The sequence below is a fragment of the Pseudonocardia yunnanensis genome, assembly GCF_039534065.1.
Classification (GTDB): Bacteria; Actinomycetota; Actinomycetes; order Mycobacteriales; family Pseudonocardiaceae; genus Pseudonocardia; species Pseudonocardia yunnanensis.
In genome coordinates this window covers 174,114-189,299 of the sequence record NZ_BAAAUS010000008.1, presented here as the reverse complement: position 1 = coordinate 189,299, position 15,186 = coordinate 174,114, and the positions used below count along the sequence as shown (strand labels likewise).

The following is a 15,186-nucleotide window of genomic DNA, read 5'->3' as shown; positions in this document are numbered from 1 at the left end:
CCAGCGTGGCGGCTGCGGCAGGGCAGATCCGGCGGTAATCGGACGTCGCGGCGTTCAGCCGGTGGAGCGGCCCTGCCCCTGCTGGTCTGCCTGCTGGAAGGCATGGGCGGCCGCCAGCACCGCGTTGTCGGCGTGGCGCGGCCCCACGATCTGCAGTCCGACGGGCAGGCCGTCCGAGGTGAATCCGCACGGCACGCTCGCCGCGGGCTGCTGGGTCATGTTGAACGGGTAGGTGAACGGCGTCCACGACGTCCAGCGCTTGTGCGGCCACCCCGATGGGACCTCCACGCCTGCTTCGAAGGCGGGGATCGGCAGCGTCGGGGTGAGCAGGAGGTCGTAGCGCGAGTGGAACTCGCCCATCAGCGTGCCGAGCTCGTTGCGCACGGCCATGGCGTCGACGTACTCCAGGGCCGTGGCACCGGCCACCTGCTCGGCGCTCTCGACCAGCCCGGGGTCCATCGTCGCCCGCTCCGCCAGCCCCAGGTGCGCCATGGACTTCGCGGCGCCGACGAACCAGAGCAGTTCGAAGGCCTCCACCGGGTCGCCGAACCCTGGATCGGTCTCCTCGACCACGGCTCCCAGGGCGCGGAACACCTCGACCGCGGCGGTGAACGCCGCCGCGACCTCGGGGTGCAGGTCGACGTACCCGAGCGTGGGGCTGGCCGCCACCCGCAGGCCGGCGAGGGGCGTGTCCAGTGCGGCGACCGCCGAGTCGGTGGGCGCGAGTGCCCAGGGATCGCGTGTGTCGACGCCCGACATGACGTCGAGCAGCAGCGCTGCGTCGGCGGCCGTGCGTGCCATCGGCCCGACGTGGGCGAGCGTGCCGTACGGGCTCGCGGGGTGGGCCGGGACCCTGCCGTAGGTGGGCTTGTGCCCGGTGATGCCGCAGAACCCGGCCGGGATCCGCACCGAGCCGCCGCCGTCGGTGCCCAGGCTGAGCGGCCCCATCCCGAGCTGGATCGCGGCTGCGCTGCCGCCGGAGGAGCCGCCCGCGGTGCGGGCAGGATCCCACGGGTTGCGCGTCACGCCGGTGAGAGAGCAGTCGGTGACGCCCTTCCAGCCCAGCTCCGGCGTGGTGGTCTTGCCGAACAGCACGCCTCCGTGGGCACGCACGCGGGCCACCGGTGGCCCGTCGACCGTCCACGGACCTTTCGGGTCGATGGTGCGCGAACCGCGCAGCGTCGGCCATCCGTCGGTGAGCAGGACGTCCTTGATCGAGACCGGCACGCCGTCCAGCAGGCCGACGGGCTCACCCCGCGCCCACCGCTCCTCGGACCGGGCGGCGCTCGCGAGCGCGGCGTTCTCGTCGATCAGGCAGAAGGCGTTGACCTCGCCGTCCCGCTCCGCCACACGGTCGAGGACCGCCCTGGTCGCCTCCACCGGGGACAGCTCGCGTGCCCGGTAGGCAGCCAGCAGCTCGGTGGCGGTGAGGTCGGCGGCAGAGCGCGGCCGATCACCGATCGCCCCGCTGCCGACGGCGCCCGCGGTCGCTCCGCTCATGAGGTTCCTCCGGTCACGTAGCCCAAGGTCTTGTCGACGACGTTGCGCAGCGGTTCTCCCGCGCGGTAGCGGGCGAGGTTCTCGGCGAACACCTCCATGAGCTCCTCGCGCCACCCGAGCACGTCGCCGGACATGTGCGGCGAGACGATCACGCCGGGGAGATCCCACAGCGGGCTGTCCGAGGCGAGCGGTTCACGGGCGAAGACGTCGAGGGCGGCGCCGGCGAGGCGTCCGCTGCGGAGTGCGTCCACCAGATCGGGCTCGACGACGAGCCCACCGCGTCCCACGTTTATCACGCGCGTGGACGGGCGCAAAGCGGCGAGCGCGGTGGCGTCGAGCATGCCGCGGGTGGCTTCTGTGAGCGGTGCCGCGAGCACGAGCCAGTCGGCGCGGGGCAGCAGGCCGGGGAGCGCATCCGCCTCGTGCACGCCCTCCGACGCGCGCCGGCCGACCAGTTCGACCCGCATGCCGACGGCCGTGAGCAGCCGGGCTATCGCGCGTCCGATCGGTCCGCCGCCCACCACGACGGCGCAGGTGCCGGCCACACGCTCGCTGTCGCGGTGGCGCCATTCGTGCCGCTGCTGGGCGGCGAGGGTGGTGGGCAGGTCCTTGGCCATCGCGAGCACGAGCCCGAGCACGTACTCCGCCATGGGCACGTCGAACACGCCGCGGGAGTTGGTGAGCGTCACCGTGGAGTCGAGCAGCTCGGGGAAGATCAGCCGGTCGACGCCGGCGCTGGCGGTGTGCACCCAGCGCAGTGCGTCTGCTGCGTGCCACACGTGGCGCACGGCGTCCGAGGTGAAGTCCCAGACGAGCAGCACCTCGCTGCCGGGAAGCGCGTCGCTCAGGGTCTTGTCGGTCGCGAAGCGAACCTCGTCGCTTTCGAGGCCGGGCGGGCGATCCTCCGCGTGCAGTACGGTGATCGTCGGGTGCGGCCGCTGACCTGGGGAAACGGGCAAAACGGATACCTTCCCAGTCGGAGGCCGACTGTTGACACGCTAGGAAGCTCTCGTATTATTGTCAACAATCCGCGGTGTTGCGGGACCCGTCGGATGGAGTCGCTCATGACGAAGTTCCTCCGCATCACTCTGGCTCGCCGCGGCGTCTCGTGCGTGGCCGAGCTGCTCGAGAAGGATGCTCCGCGCACCTGCGCCGCGGTCTGGGACGCGCTGGCCGACGGGCCGCTCGGCGGCGAGGCCCAACACGCCAAGTACGCACGCAACGAGGTCTACACGATGGTGCCTCGCTTCGCGCAGATCGGCCGCGAGAACCCCACGGTCACCCCGATCCCGGGCGACGTCTGCCTGTTCGACTTCGCCGGCGGGATGCTCGACGCTGCGTTCAAGGCCGACCAGGGAATCGACGCCGAGGACGGCGCGATCGACCTCGCGATCTTCTACGGCCGCAACAACCTCCTGATCAACGGCGACGTCGGCTGGGTGCCGGGCAACGTCTTCGCCACGATCGTCGAGGACCTCGCGCCGATGGCGGAGGCGTGCCACGACGTGTGGCGCTCGGGCAGTGCCGGCGAACGGCTGACGTACGAACGCTTCGATCCGGACGTCCGGTAGGCAGCCGTGCCCACCGAGCTGTCGGTGGGGCTCGCCGAGCCTGCTCATCAGCACGGCATCGGCGTGGTCGCACCCTTCGACTTCGCGCTCGACCGCGAACTGTGGCGATGGGTCCCCGAGGACGTCTCGCTCTACCTCACGAGGCTCCCGTTCTTCACCACGCCGGTCACCGTCGAGATGGCGGTGGCGTGCGGCGACCGGCGCGCACTGCGCCGTGCCACGCGTGACGTCCTCACCCCGGAACCGGCCGTGGTCGCCTATGCGTGCACGTCGGGGAGCTTCGTCGACGGAGCCGCGGGCGAGGAGGTGCTACGCCGCACGATGATGGGCGCGGGAGCGCCCACGGCCTGCACCACGTCGGGAGCGCTGATCGACGCGCTCAAGGTCCTCGGAATCACGCGACTCGCGATCGCCACGCCGTACGTCGAACCGGTCACGCGCCGGCTCGTGAACTACCTCGCCGAGCACGGCGTGCAGACGGTGTCCTGCGAAGGGCTGGGGCTGCTCGGCAACATCTGGCGGGTCAGCTACGCCGAGATCGTCGAGATCGTGCGCTCCGTCGATGCCGACGACGCCGACGGACTGTTCATCAGCTGCACCAACCTGCCCAGCTACGACCTCATCGAGCCGCTCGAGCTCGCGCTCGACAAGCCGGTGCTCACCGCCAACCAGGTCACCATGTGGGCTGCGCTCCGGTCGATGGGCCGGGAGGCGATCGGCGGTGGACGTCTGCTGCGCGCCGAGGTGCCCCACCTGGAACCGGGAGCGGCATGACCTCACCTACACCGGCAGTGACTGTCGGCATCCTCTACCCCGGCTACTCGGCTGAGGACGACTACCCGTGCGCGGAGACGCTGCTGGGAACGTCGGCGGTGCGGCTGCCGCTCGTCCACACCGAGATGCGCGAGGACGCCCACCGCGTCGACGCGCTGCTGGGCATCGGCGCTGACGACGTCCTCGCCGCGGGGGTCAGGGCGCTGCAGCAGAGCGGAGCAGGTCCGCTCGACGCGGTGATGTGGGCCTGCACCAGCGGGAGCTTCGTGTTCGGCCGTGAAGGTGCGGCCGCGCAGGTCGCTGCGTTGGAGGCGGTGGCAGGCGTACCGGCGTCGAGCACCTCGTTCGCCTTCGTCGACGCCTGCGCGCGCCTCGGCGTCACCAGGGTCGCAATCGGCGCCACCTACCCCGACGAGGTGGCGGAGCGGTTCGTGGTGTTCCTCGCCGGAGCCGGCATCGACGTGCTCTCGCTGTCGACGCGCGGGATCGTCACAGCGGCCGAGGTCGGCACGCTCCCGCCCGCCGCTGTGCTGGAGTTCGCGGCGGCAGCCGACCACGCCGACGCTGAGGTCGTGCTGCTGCCCGACACCGCGCTGCACACGATCGCGCAGCTCGACGCGCTCGACGACCGCGTCGGCAAGCCGGTGCTCACGGCCAACCAGGTGAGCATCTGGCAGGGTCTGCGGCTCGCGGGTGCCGACACCCCGCGCGCCGGGCTGGGTAGCCTGTTCGCCCACACCGCCACCGGTTCGACCAGCCGGGCGTGATGGGGAGGACCGGGTGGACCTGAGTGATCTGGAGCCGGTGGAGCGCCGCTCCACCGCCGCGATCGTCGCCGACCGGATCCGGGAAGCGATCATGCGAGGCGCCCTGCCGCAAGGCGCCCAGCTGGGGGAGGTCGAGCTCGCCACGCGGCTCGGCGTGAGCCGGGGCCCGCTGCGAGAGGCCATGCAGCGGCTGGTCGCGGAGGGGCTGCTGCGCAGCGAACGCCACCGCGGGCTCTTCGTGCGTGACCTGGACGAGGCGGACGTGCGCGACGTCTACACGGCCCGCACCGCCGTCGAGCGCGCCGCGGGGCTGCTCGTCATGGCCGGTGACCGCACCGCCGCCGCTGACCGCCTGACCGCGGCCCTGGACGCGATGGAGGAGGTCGCGGACGACCCCGTCGCGCTGGCGGACGCCGACCACGCGTTCCATGCCGAGCTCGTCGCGGCGTCCGGCAGCCCGCGGCTGCTGAGGATGGCCGACGCGCTGCTCGTCGAGACCAGGATGTGCCTGGCCGCGCTGCAGGACACCGCGCCACCGGCCGACGCGCTGCTGGCCGAGCACCGCGAGCTGCGCGACGCCGTGCGCGACGGCGACGCCGAGCGACTCGCCGTGGTGCTGGAGGAACACATGGCCGACGCAGTGGCGCGCATCCTCGCGCCACGTGCCGCGGCGCCGTCGCTCGCCCAGGCCAAGCCGCCGTCGATCGCCACGGCCACGCCGCCGCCCGCGGTTCCCGCCTGACCTCTGCCGCTCGGTGACGGTCGACATCCCGGCGAACGCTCTCTTCGTCGGAGAGTGGCTGTAGCAGCGCTCCCGGATTCCGGGTGGGAGGACTATGCTCACTGATTGTCGACAATCGACAATTCTTGAGGAGGGCGCATGGCTCAGCTGTCCCCGGCTCTGACGCAGGCCACCCCGGTGCTGGCAGCCCGAGGTGAGGGCGTCCATCTGATCGACACGGAGGGGCGTCGCTACCTGGACTTCACGGCCGGCATCGGCGTCACCAGCACGGGCCACTGCCATCCCCGTGTGGTCGCGGCGGCTCAGGAGCAGGTGGCCACCCTCATCCACGGCCAGTACACCACCGTGATGCACCAGCCGCTGCTGCGGCTCACAGAGCGCCTGGGAGACGTGCTTCCGGCGGGGCTGGACAGCTTGTTCTTCGCGAACTCGGGCAGCGAGGCCGTCGAGGCGTCGGTGCGGCTGGCCCGCCAGGCCACCGGCAGGCCGTTGATCGTCGCCTTCGAGGGCGGCTTCCACGGGCGCACGATGGGCGCGGCCGCGCTCACGACGTCCGGGGCGAAGATCCGGGCCGGCATCGGGCCGATGATGGGCGGCGTCGAGTTCGCCCCGTTCCCCTACGCCTTCCGCTACGGCTGGAGCGAGGAGGAGACCGTCGCGTTCTGCCTGCGTGAGCTCGACCGGCTCCTCGTCACCGCGGCTCCCGCTGCCGACGTCGCGGCCTTCGTGATCGAGCCGGTGCTCGGGGAGGGTGGCTACGTACCCACGCCACCTGCCTTCCTCGCCGGCCTGCGAGAACGGGCCGACGCACGCGGGATCCTGCTGATCGCCGACGAGGTGCAGACCGGCTTCGGCCGGACCGGCCGGTTCTGGGGCCACGAGCACACCCCGGGCGTCCGTCCCGACATCCTGATCACGGCGAAGGGCCTCGCCAGCGGTTTCCCGCTCTCCGGGATCGCGGCCTCCACCGAGCTCATGAGCAAGGCGTGGCCGGGCTCGCAGGGCGGCACGTACGGCGGCAACGCGGTGGCCTGCGCCGCCGCGCTCGCCACCATCGACGTGATCGAGGACGAGGGGCTCGTCGCCAACGCCGCCGAGCAGGGAGTGCGCCTGCTCGAGGGAGCACGCAAGGTGGCGGCCGACCACGCAGGGATCGCCGACGTCCGGGGGCTGGGCCTCATGGTGGGCAACGAGTTCTGCACGGCGGACGGCTCGCCCGACACCGCAGCCGCCACCCGCGCCCATGCCGCGGCTGCCGAGGCGGGGCTGCTGCTGCTGACATGTGGGCCGTACACGAACGTTGTGCGGATGATCCCACCGTTGATCGTCACCAGTGAGCAGGTCGACGACGCGATCGGGATGTGGGCCGAGGCGCTGCGCTCTGCCACGTAGCGTTCCCTGCATGTGTGACGAACACGGTGGTCCGGCGGAGGCGCTCGCTGCCGCTCCGCGGCTCGCCGAGGGAGCCGCAGTCGATCCGATCGCCCTGCAGCCGGTGGACGAGGTGCGGATCACCACGCTCGTCGACAACGTGTTCGACGCACTGCTGAGCAGCGACGAGCGGGTCTCCCGGGTGAACCCTGGTCTCACCTGGGAGACCGCCGCGCAGTTCGAGGACAGCCGCACCGACCCGGGCCTGTGTGCCGAGCACGGGTTCGCCGCGCTCGTCGCGGTGCGCCGTGGCGCGAGCACCACCACCCTGCTGTTCGACACCGGGCTGAGCGTCGACGGCATGGTCACCAATGCGTCGCGGATGGACATCGACCTGTCCGACGTGCACGGGGTGGTCCTCAGCCACGGCCACTTCGACCACGCCGGGGGCCTGGTCGGGCTCGCCGGGCGGCGCGGGGCGCGGACACTGCCGATGGTGCTGCACCCCGGCGCATGGACGCGCAGGCGGCTCGCGCTGCCGAACAACCACACCTTCGAGATGCCGACGCTGAGCAGGCGCGCCCTGGAGGGTGAGGGTTTCGGAGTGGTCGAGCGCCGGGAGCCGTCGCTGCTGGTCGACGACTGCGTGCTGATCACCGGGGAGGTCGACCGCACCACGGAGTACGAGCGCGGGATGCCGCCGTCCCACCAGGCGTGGACGGGTTCCGGCTGGGAGCACGACGCCCTCGTGCCGGACGACCAGGCTCTGGTGGTGAACGTCCGCGACCGCGGGCTCGTGGTGCTCACCGGCTGCGGGCACGCCGGGGCGATCAACATCGTGCGGCATGCGCAACGGCTCACCGGGGTGGACCGCCTGCACGCGCTGCTCGGCGGCCTGCACCTGAGCGGCCCGTTCTTCGAGCCGGTGATCCCGCCGACGGTCGCCGCGCTCACCGAGCTGGCCCCGGCGATGGTGGTGCCGGGCCACTGCACGGGCTGGCGGGCGCAGCACGCGCTGGCCGCGGCTCTGCCCGACGCCTGGCTTCCTGGCAGCAGCGGAAGTACCTACCGCCTCGCGGCGTGAGCATCGCGGCCGCTGTGGTGTAGATCACAGTTGCTCGGTTACGGTGGCGCTTCCACTCCGGGAGGTGCCCGATGACCAGCAAGGACGCCGAGGTGCCGATGCACCGGGTCGCGGTCGCGTCGTTCGCCGGCACGACGATCGAGTTCTACGACTTCTTCATCTACGGCACCGCGGCCGCGCTGGTGTTCGCACCGGTGTTCTTCCCCGCGCTCGGGACGGCAGCGGGCACGGTGGCCGCGTTCGCGACGTTCGGCGTCGCGTTCTTCTTCCGGCCGGTCGGCTCGATCCTCTTCGGCCACTTCGGTGACCGGCTCGGGCGCAAGCGCACCCTCGTCGCCACCCTGCTGCTGATGGGGCTGTCGACGTTCGCCATCGGCCTGCTGCCCTCCGCCGAGACGATCGGCGTGCTCGCGCCGGTCGTCCTCGTGGTGCTGCGTGCCCTGCAGGGTCTCGCCGTGGGTGGCGAGTGGGCCGGTGCCGCGTTGCTCACCACGGAGTACGCCCCGGCGCACAAGCGTGGGCTCTACAGCATGTTCCCGCAGCTGGGGCCGGGTATCGCGCTGGCCCTTTCCTCGGTGACCTTCCTGGTCACCACACTCGCCATGAGCCCGGAGGCGTTCCGGGAGTGGGGTTGGCGGCTTCCGTTCCTGATCAGCATCCTGCTCGTCGCCGTCGGGCTCTACATCCGTTTGAAGGTCGACGAGACGCCGGTGTTCCGCCAGGTCGAGTCACGTAACGAGCAGGTTCGCCTGCCGTTCGTGACGGCGCTGCGCCACCAGTGGCGCGAGGTCCTGCTGACCGGCGGCACGCTCACCATGATCTTCGCGTTCTTCTACATCGGCTCGGTGTACCTCACGAGCTACGCGAGCTCCGCCCCCGGTCACGGTGTGCTCGGGCTCTCCCGGCCGACGGTGCTCGTCGGCGGGCTCATCGGCGCTCTGGTGTTCGCCGGGACGTGTGTGCTCTCGGCGTTGTGGTCGGACCGGCACGGCAGGCGGCGGGTGATCCTCGTCGGCAACGTGCTGGCCGTGGTGGCCGGACCGCTCGCGTTCGCGATCATGCAGCCGGGAAATGCGGTGTCCTTCGTGGCCGGAATGGTGCTGCTGATGGTGGTGGTCGGCATCCCCTACGGGCCCGCCGCCGCCTACCTGCCGGAGATCTTCGCCGCCCGGTACCGCTACACCGGGGCCGGGATGGGCTACAACCTCGCGGGGATCCTCGGCGGCGCCGTTCCGCTGATCGTGGCGCCGCCGCTGACCGCGGCGTTCGGCGGCATCGGCGTCGGGGTCTACCTGGCAGCATTGGGCCTGCTCAGCGTGCTGTGCGTCCTCGCCCTTCCCGAGACGAAGGACGAGGTGCTGGACGGCACGGTGCCGGCATCTGCTCCGGTCTGAGGGCTCCTACTTGCGGACAGGGCTGATGTTCAGGCTCATCCCCGCGAGTCCGCGCGCACGCGTGGTGAGCCTGTCGGCCACCCCGCGCAGGGCGACGGCCGCCGGCGACTCCGGCTCGGCCAGCACGATCGGGGTGCCGGAGTCGCCGCATTCGCGCAGGCGCGTCTCCAGCGGCACCTGACCGAGCAGCGGCACCGGGGCGCCCAGGGTGCGGGTGAGGGAGTCGGCCACCGTCTGGCCGCCGCCGGCACCGAAGACCTCCATGCGGGTGCCGTCGGGGAGCTCCATCCACGACATGTTCTCGACGACGCCGGCGAGCCGCTGGCGGGTCTGCAGGGCGATCGACCCCGCCCGTTCGGCCACCTCGGCCGCAGCCATCTGCGGTGTGGTGACCACGAGCAGCTCCGCGTTCGGCACGAGCTGGGCCGTGGAGATCGCGATGTCACCCGTGCCGGGGGGCAGGTCGAGCAGCAGGACGTCGAGGTCGCCCCAGAACACGTCCGCGAGGAACTGCTGCAGCGCGCGGTGCAGCATCGGGCCGCGCCACACCACCGCGTCGTTGCCGGGGGTGAACATGCCGATCGAGATGACCTTCACGCCGTGGGCCTGCGGTGGCATGATCATGTTCTCGACCTTGGTGGGCCGCGCGGACGTGCCGAGCATCCGGGGCACCGAGTGGCCGTAGATGTCGGCGTCGACCACACCGACGGAGAGGCCCTTGGCCGCCATCGCAGCCGCCAGGTTGACGGTGACGGACGACTTGCCGACGCCGCCCTTGCCGGAGGCCACGCAGTACACGCGGGTGAGCGAGCCGGGCTGCGCGAACGGGATGACCGGCTCGGCGGAGTCGCCACGCAGACCCCGGCGCAGCTGGGTGCGCTGCTCGTCGTTCATCACGTCGAGCTCGACGTCGACACCGGTGATGCCCTCGACGGCGGACACCGCTGCGGTGACCCGCTTGGTGATCGTGTCGCGCATCGGACAGCCCGCGACCGTGAGGTACACCCCGATCTGCGCACGACCGTCGGCGAGCACCACGACGCTCTTCACCATGCCGAGCTCGGTGATCGGGCGGTGGATCTCCGGGTCGTCGACGGTGGCGAGCGCCGCATGCACGGCCTGCTCCGTGGTGGTGGTGTTGCCGGTGGTGGACATCAGAGGTTCCGCTGCACCTTCCTGCGACTTTGCTTGCACGTGACCTTGCCACGACCATTTACATGTTACGTCTGTGCTCTTGCGGTGCGACGTCCGTAGCATCGTCCGCCGTGACGGACACCGCCGCCCACGCACCGCCCGCCGAAACCCCTGCGCGGACGGGCCGACACTCACCGACCCGCGAGCAGCTCGACTCGTGGCGCACGTTCCTTCGGGCACACGCCACGATCACCCGCGCCCTGGAGACCGAGCTGGTGGCGGAGCAGAAGCTCTCGCTCGCGGCGTACGACGTGCTGGTCCAGCTCGCCGAGGCCCCCGACCGGCGACTGCGGATGACGGAGCTGGCCGATGCCGTGCTCCTTTCGCGTTCCGGCGTGACGCGGCTGGTGGACAGGCTGGAGAAGTCCGGCCTGGTCGCGCGCTGCCCGGTGGAGAGCGACGGGCGTGGCGTCGCCGCCGAACTCACCCAGGCGGGCCTGCTCCGCCTGCGCACGGCGTCGCGCACCCATCTCTACGGGATCGTGCGGTACTTCGTCGAGAAACTGGACGGTGAGGAGCTCGGCGCACTGGAACGGATCAGTCGTCGGCTGGCCGAGTGACCGTGGCCGTGGCCCCATCGGTGTCCGGGCCACGGCCGGATCGGTCCGTGCTCGTCCTGCCGGGGCGGGCGTTGTCGGGGTGAGCCCTGTCCGGGTGGGCCTTTCCGTTGATCTTCTCGGCGAGCCTTTCCAGCTCGCTGCGCAGGTAGTCCCTGGTGGCCACCTCGCCCAACGCGATCCGCAGGGCGGCGAGCTCTCGCGCGAGGTACTCGGTGTCGGCCTTCGTCTGTGCCGCGCGAGCGCGGTCCTCATCGAGTGACACGCGGTCACGGTCGTCCTGCCTGTTCTGCGCCAGCAGGATCAGGGGCGCCGCGTAGGCCGCCTGGGTGGAGAAGGCCAGGTTGAGCAGGATGAACGGGTAAGGGTCCCAGCGCCAGGCGACGGCGCTGAGATTCAACGCGATCCACACGAGCACGATCAGGCTCTGGATCACGAGGAAGCGGCCGGTGCCGAGGAAGCGGGCGATGCGCTCCGACAGCCGGGGGAACCAGTCCGGGTCGACCTCGAACCTGGTCCGGCTGCTGCGCGGCTGGTCGAGCCTGCGGGACGTGATGATCTCAGGCATCCGCCACCTCGGAATCAGCGTCGTCGGGCTCCCGGTCCGACGCGACGTCGGGGTCGTTCAGCCGGTCGCGCCAGTCGGGTGGGAGCAGGTGGTCGAGCACGTCGTCGACGGTGACGGCCCCGAGCAGGTGCTCCTCCCTGTCGACCACAGGTCCCGCCACCAGGTTGTACGCGGCGAAGTAGCGGGTGATCTCGCCGAGTTTCGCGTCCGGGGTGAGCCGTGCCAGCTCGGCGTCCACCACCCCGGCGACGAGCTCGGACGGGGGCTCCCGCAGCAAGCGCTGCGCGTGCACGCACCCCAGGTAGCGCCCTGTCGGGGTCTGGGAGGGGGAGCGGCAGACGAACACCATGCTCGCCAGCGCGGGCGGAATGTCGGGGTTGCGGATCCGGGCCAGGGCCTCGGCCACCGTGGCGTCCGGGCGCAGGATGATCGGTTCGGGGGTCATGAGGCCACCCGCGGTGTCGGACAAGTAGCACATCAGCCTGCGCACGGGGGCCGACTCGTCGGGCTCCATCAGTGCCAGCAGCGCGTCGGCGTCGGCGTGGGGCAGCTCGTGCAGCAGGTCGGCTGCGTCGTCGGGTGACATCGCCTCGAGCACGTCGGCGGCGCGCTCGGCGTCGAGGTGCTTGAGCAGCTTGCGCTGCTCGTGCTCGGACATCTCCTCGAACACGTCGGCGAGCCGTTCGTCATCGAGGCCGTCGATCACCTCGTGCTGGCGTTTCGCGGGCAGCTCGGAGAGAGCGGTCGCGACGTCGGCGGGGCGCATCGTCTCGAAAACTGCCAGGAGGCCGGCGGTGCCCTGCCGGTCCGATAGCGACAGGCCGGTGACAGCGCTCCATTCCACGACCTGGACCGGTCCACGCCGGGCGAACCCGTGCCGGCGCGCGCGCACCGCGAGCCGCCCGACCACCCAGTCCCGCCTGCGGTTGGGCTCGATCGCGGCGTCGACGACGACGGCTTCCTCACCGCTGTCGGCCAGCTTGACCGGGGCGTCGATCAACTGGCCGACGAGCAGCGTCTCGTTCGGGCGCTGGGCGAAGCGACGCAGGCTGACCCGACCCGTGGCGAGTGTGACGGCGCTCGGGTCGATGGTGGTGACCCGCAGCATCGGGACGAAGATCCGCCGCCTGGTGGCAAGCTCAACCACCATGCCGAGCACGCGCGGCGGACTGGCGTCGACGCGCAATGAGGCCACGAGGTCACGCACCTTGCCGATGCGCTCGCCGTCGGGCCCGAAAACGGCCAGCCCGCTCAGGCGTGCGACGAAGATGCGTTCGGTGCTCACAGGGAAAGACTAGGGCGGATTCCGGATCCCGTTTCGGTACGACGTGCTCCACGTGCTCCTCGACAGGGGTTGAGCGCACGGTCACGCACCGTCGGGCCTGGTGCGGTGGGCTCGAATACCTCGATTCGCAGACGGGCGAAAGGCGTGCCGTCAGCACATTTCGAGGGCTTTGATTGCCGATCTCTTCCGCGCCCGGCGTCGCCCCGCGCTGTATTCGGCCCACCGGGCTTTCCGCCGGCGCCGGGTGGGCGTCGGCCAGACTGCACGCATGATCCCCATGCGGTACGACGTGCTCGACGTCTTCACCGACGCCGCGTTCGCCGGCAACCCCCTCGCGGTCGTGCACGGCGGCGTCGACCTCTCGTCCGTTCAGATGCAGGCGATCGCCGCGGAGTTCGGCCTCTCGGAGACCGCGTTCCCGCTCCCGCCGACCACCGCAGAGGCCGACTACCGGTTGCGCATCTTCACGCCCGCGCGGGAGTTGCCCTTCGCAGGCCACCCCAGCGTGGGCGCGGCATGGCTGCTCGCGCAGAAGGGCCTCATCAGCACCGGAGACGTCGTGCAGGAGTGCGGGGCCGGGCTGCTGCCGGTGCACGTGGACACGCACGGCGCGCAGGTGAGCGGCGGCGCTCCGGTCGTCGGGCCGGTGCTGGACGCTACGGCGCTGGCGGCCGCGGTCGGCCTGCGCGCCGAGGACGTCGAGCCCGGCGTGCAGGCCGGTGTGGCCGCGGCAGGCGTGCCCTACGCCGTTCTTCCCGTGCGTGCGGGCGCCGTGGTGCGTGCCGGCGTGCCCAACGCCGCCGCCCTGCGCGCCCTCGCGTCGGACCTGGTGGGCGTCGCGGTCGTGTCCTACGACCGCGCGGCCTGGCAGGCCCACATGCGGATGTTCGCCCCCGAAGCCGGCGTCACCGAGGACCCCGCCACGGGGTCGGCGGCCGTGGCGCTCGGTGTGTTCCTCGTCGATCGCGGGGTGCTCCCGGCCGACGGGCAGTCCGGCTTCCTCGTGGCGCAGGGCGTGGAGGTCGGACGGCCGTCGCACCTGGCGGTCGTCGTGCACGCAGCCGGTGGTGTGGCGCAGACGACGTCCGTGCGCGGCGGAGTGGTGGCCGTCGCCCGTGGTGAGCTGCTCGCGCTTCCCTGACAGGTATCAGCCACCCGACCGGTGAGAACCGGATCACCCCGCCCCGCACATCCGGCGGGGACGTGCCAGCATCGTCGGAACCCGGCCGTCTCAATGCCGACGTCGACAAGGAGTCGCCCGTGAACGAGCCCGCGAACGCAGGAGCCACTCCGGTTCGGTCCGGCGAGGGTGTGGCCGGCACGGGGATCCGGGCCCGCCGGTCCTGCCTCGCCGTGCCCGGCTCCAGCCAGAAGTTCATCGACAAGGCCCGCACACTGCCCGCCGACCAGGTGTTCCTCGATCTGGAGGACGCGTGTGCGCCGCTGGCCAAGCCGGAGGCCCGCAAGACCATCGTCGCGGCCCTCAACGAGGGCGGGTGGGGCGAGCGGCTGCGCGTGGTCCGGGTGAACGACTGGACCACCGAGTGGACGTACCGGGACGTCACGGAGGTTGTCGAGGGGGCGGGCGCCAACCTCGACGCCGTCATGCTGCCGAAGGTGCAGACGCCCGAGCAGATCGTGGCGCTCGACATGCTGATCACCCAGATCGAGAAGACCATGGGCTACGAGGTCGGGCGGATCGGTATCGAGGCGCAGATCGAGAACGCGCTCGGGCTCACCAACGTCAACGCGATCGCCACGGCGTCGCCGCGGGTGGAGACGATCATCTTCGGCCCGGCCGACTTCATGGCGTCGATCAACATGAAGTCGTTGGTGGTGGGGGAGCAGCCCCCCGGTTACGACGTGGGCGACGCCTATCACCACATCCTGATGAGCATCCTCATGGCGGCCAGGGCGCACGACAAGCAGGCGATCGACGGCCCGTACCTGCAGATCAAGGACGTCGACGGGTTCCGCCGGGTGGCCGGGCGGTCCGCGGCGCTCGGGTTCGACGGCAAGTGGGTGCTGCACCCCGGCCAGATCGACGCTGCCAACGAGACCTACAGCCCGCGGCAGGAGGACTACGACCACGCCGAGAACATCCTCGACGCCTACGACTGGTACACCTCGGAGGCCGGCGGGAAGCGGGGGGCCGCGATGATCGGCGACGAGATGATCGACGAGGCCTCCCGCAAGATGGCGCTGGTGATCTCCGGCAAGGGCCGCGCCGCAGGCATGCAGCGCACCGACCGCTGGACCCCGCCGGAGTCCTGACCAGGTCGGCCGCCCTCATCCGGACTCTGGTGAGGACGTTCACATCCCGACCATGTGCTCGGTATGTCATGCAGGGGGATACTTCTTCACCACCAGCCCAGCGCC

The 15,186-nt window shown here is 71.3% G+C and carries 15 protein-coding genes; 10 read left to right on the top strand and 5 right to left on the bottom strand.

Translation table 11 applies throughout. The annotated features are described in order from the left end of the window. Nucleotides 1–54: 54 nt before the first annotated feature. The gene (locus ABD743_RS12070; protein ID WP_344721783.1) at nucleotides 55–1,500 is read right to left on the bottom strand and encodes an amidase; all 1,446 of its coding nucleotides are present in this window, start codon (nucleotides 1,498–1,500) and stop codon (nucleotides 55–57) included. Beyond that, nucleotides 1,497–2,459 carry a D-2-hydroxyacid dehydrogenase gene (locus ABD743_RS12065; protein WP_344721781.1) on the bottom strand — a complete coding sequence of 321 codons (963 nt, stop codon included), beginning with the start codon at nucleotides 2,457–2,459 and terminating at the stop codon, nucleotides 1,497–1,499. Before ABD743_RS12065 ends, ABD743_RS12070 begins: the two co-directional genes overlap by 4 nt. Nucleotides 2,460–2,564: 105 nt before the next feature. Between ABD743_RS12065 and ABD743_RS12060 the strand changes: the two genes are divergently transcribed. From ABD743_RS12060 to ABD743_RS12030, 7 genes are all read left to right on the top strand, one after another. Further along, the gene (locus tag ABD743_RS12060; RefSeq protein WP_344721778.1) at nucleotides 2,565–3,071 is read left to right on the top strand and encodes a DUF3830 family protein; all 507 of its coding nucleotides are present in this window, start codon (nucleotides 2,565–2,567) and stop codon (nucleotides 3,069–3,071) included. Nucleotides 3,072–3,077: 6 nt separating this feature from the next. Beyond that, a complete protein-coding gene (locus ABD743_RS12055) occupies nucleotides 3,078–3,845 on the top strand; it encodes a maleate cis-trans isomerase family protein (RefSeq protein WP_344721775.1) in 768 nt (255 codons plus the stop codon). Beyond that, nucleotides 3,842–4,612 (top strand): maleate cis-trans isomerase family protein, encoded by a 771-nt coding sequence (locus ABD743_RS12050; RefSeq protein WP_344721772.1) that lies wholly within the window; start codon nucleotides 3,842–3,844, stop codon nucleotides 4,610–4,612. The genes ABD743_RS12055 and ABD743_RS12050 overlap by 4 nt, the downstream gene beginning before the upstream one ends. A gap of 13 nt (nucleotides 4,613–4,625) precedes the next feature. After that, nucleotides 4,626–5,354, top strand: coding sequence for a GntR family transcriptional regulator (locus ABD743_RS12045; RefSeq protein ID WP_344721769.1), 729 nt, complete (start codon nucleotides 4,626–4,628; stop codon nucleotides 5,352–5,354). A gap of 138 nt (nucleotides 5,355–5,492) precedes the next feature. After that, nucleotides 5,493–6,746 (top strand): aspartate aminotransferase family protein, encoded by a 1,254-nt coding sequence (locus ABD743_RS12040; protein WP_344721766.1) that lies wholly within the window; start codon nucleotides 5,493–5,495, stop codon nucleotides 6,744–6,746. A gap of 10 nt (nucleotides 6,747–6,756) precedes the next feature. Beyond that, nucleotides 6,757–7,809: an MBL fold metallo-hydrolase gene (locus ABD743_RS12035; protein WP_344721764.1), complete on the top strand. Its 1,053-nt coding sequence runs from the start codon at nucleotides 6,757–6,759 to the stop codon at nucleotides 7,807–7,809. A gap of 71 nt (nucleotides 7,810–7,880) precedes the next feature. Beyond that, nucleotides 7,881–9,203, top strand: a complete 1,323-nt coding sequence (locus ABD743_RS12030; RefSeq protein WP_344721762.1) for an MFS transporter — start codon at nucleotides 7,881–7,883, stop codon at nucleotides 9,201–9,203. 6 nt (nucleotides 9,204–9,209) lie between these two features. On the opposite strand, the gene ABD743_RS12025 is transcribed toward ABD743_RS12030, so the two are convergent. Next, a complete protein-coding gene (locus ABD743_RS12025; RefSeq protein ID WP_344721760.1) occupies nucleotides 9,210–10,358 on the bottom strand; it encodes an Mrp/NBP35 family ATP-binding protein in 1,149 nt (382 codons plus the stop codon). A 110-nt stretch (nucleotides 10,359–10,468) separates the two neighbouring features. Between ABD743_RS12025 and ABD743_RS12020 the strand changes: the two genes are divergently transcribed. Then, complete coding sequence (locus ABD743_RS12020; protein WP_344721757.1) at nucleotides 10,469–10,957, top strand: MarR family winged helix-turn-helix transcriptional regulator; 489 nt, start codon at nucleotides 10,469–10,471, stop codon at nucleotides 10,955–10,957. On the opposite strand, the gene ABD743_RS12015 is transcribed toward ABD743_RS12020, so the two are convergent. Then, nucleotides 10,935–11,522 carry a DUF1003 domain-containing protein gene (locus ABD743_RS12015; RefSeq protein WP_344721755.1) on the bottom strand — a complete coding sequence of 196 codons (588 nt, stop codon included), beginning with the start codon at nucleotides 11,520–11,522 and terminating at the stop codon, nucleotides 10,935–10,937. The two genes, ABD743_RS12020 and ABD743_RS12015, sit on opposite strands and share 23 nt — an antisense overlap. After that, the gene (locus ABD743_RS12010) at nucleotides 11,515–12,807 is read right to left on the bottom strand and encodes a magnesium transporter MgtE N-terminal domain-containing protein (protein ID WP_344721753.1); all 1,293 of its coding nucleotides are present in this window, start codon (nucleotides 12,805–12,807) and stop codon (nucleotides 11,515–11,517) included. The genes ABD743_RS12015 and ABD743_RS12010 overlap by 8 nt, the downstream gene beginning before the upstream one ends. A gap of 268 nt (nucleotides 12,808–13,075) precedes the next feature. On the opposite strand from ABD743_RS12010, the gene ABD743_RS12005 reads away from it, so the two are divergent. Together ABD743_RS12005 and ABD743_RS12000 are read left to right on the top strand one after the other, a co-directional pair. Continuing rightward, complete coding sequence (locus ABD743_RS12005; protein WP_344721751.1) at nucleotides 13,076–13,948, top strand: PhzF family phenazine biosynthesis protein; 873 nt, start codon at nucleotides 13,076–13,078, stop codon at nucleotides 13,946–13,948. Between the two features lie 170 nt (nucleotides 13,949–14,118). Beyond that, nucleotides 14,119–15,081 carry an HpcH/HpaI aldolase/citrate lyase family protein gene (locus tag ABD743_RS12000; RefSeq protein WP_344722159.1) on the top strand — a complete coding sequence of 321 codons (963 nt, stop codon included), beginning with the start codon at nucleotides 14,119–14,121 and terminating at the stop codon, nucleotides 15,079–15,081. Nucleotides 15,082–15,186: the final 105 nt, after the last annotated feature.

What these genes read in the sequence shown, in the direction of transcription:
- ABD743_RS12060 (WP_344721778.1), top strand. Translation starts at nt 2,565, where the DNA reads ATGACGAAGTTCCTCCGCATCACTCTGGCTCGCCGCGGCGTCTCGTGC.
- ABD743_RS12025 (WP_344721760.1), bottom strand. Translation starts at nt 10,358, where the DNA reads ATGTCCACCACCGGCAACACCACCACCACGGAGCAGGCCGTGCATGCG.
- ABD743_RS12035 (WP_344721764.1), top strand. Translation starts at nt 6,757, where the DNA reads ATGTGTGACGAACACGGTGGTCCGGCGGAGGCGCTCGCTGCCGCTCCG.
- ABD743_RS12030 (WP_344721762.1), top strand. Translation starts at nt 7,881, where the DNA reads ATGACCAGCAAGGACGCCGAGGTGCCGATGCACCGGGTCGCGGTCGCG.
- ABD743_RS12005 (WP_344721751.1), top strand. Translation starts at nt 13,076, where the DNA reads ATGATCCCCATGCGGTACGACGTGCTCGACGTCTTCACCGACGCCGCG.
- ABD743_RS12015 (WP_344721755.1), bottom strand. Translation starts at nt 11,522, where the DNA reads ATGCCTGAGATCATCACGTCCCGCAGGCTCGACCAGCCGCGCAGCAGC.
- ABD743_RS12040 (WP_344721766.1), top strand. Translation starts at nt 5,493, where the DNA reads ATGGCTCAGCTGTCCCCGGCTCTGACGCAGGCCACCCCGGTGCTGGCA.
- ABD743_RS12070 (WP_344721783.1), bottom strand. Translation starts at nt 1,500, where the DNA reads ATGAGCGGAGCGACCGCGGGCGCCGTCGGCAGCGGGGCGATCGGTGAT.
- ABD743_RS12050 (WP_344721772.1), top strand. Translation starts at nt 3,842, where the DNA reads ATGACCTCACCTACACCGGCAGTGACTGTCGGCATCCTCTACCCCGGC.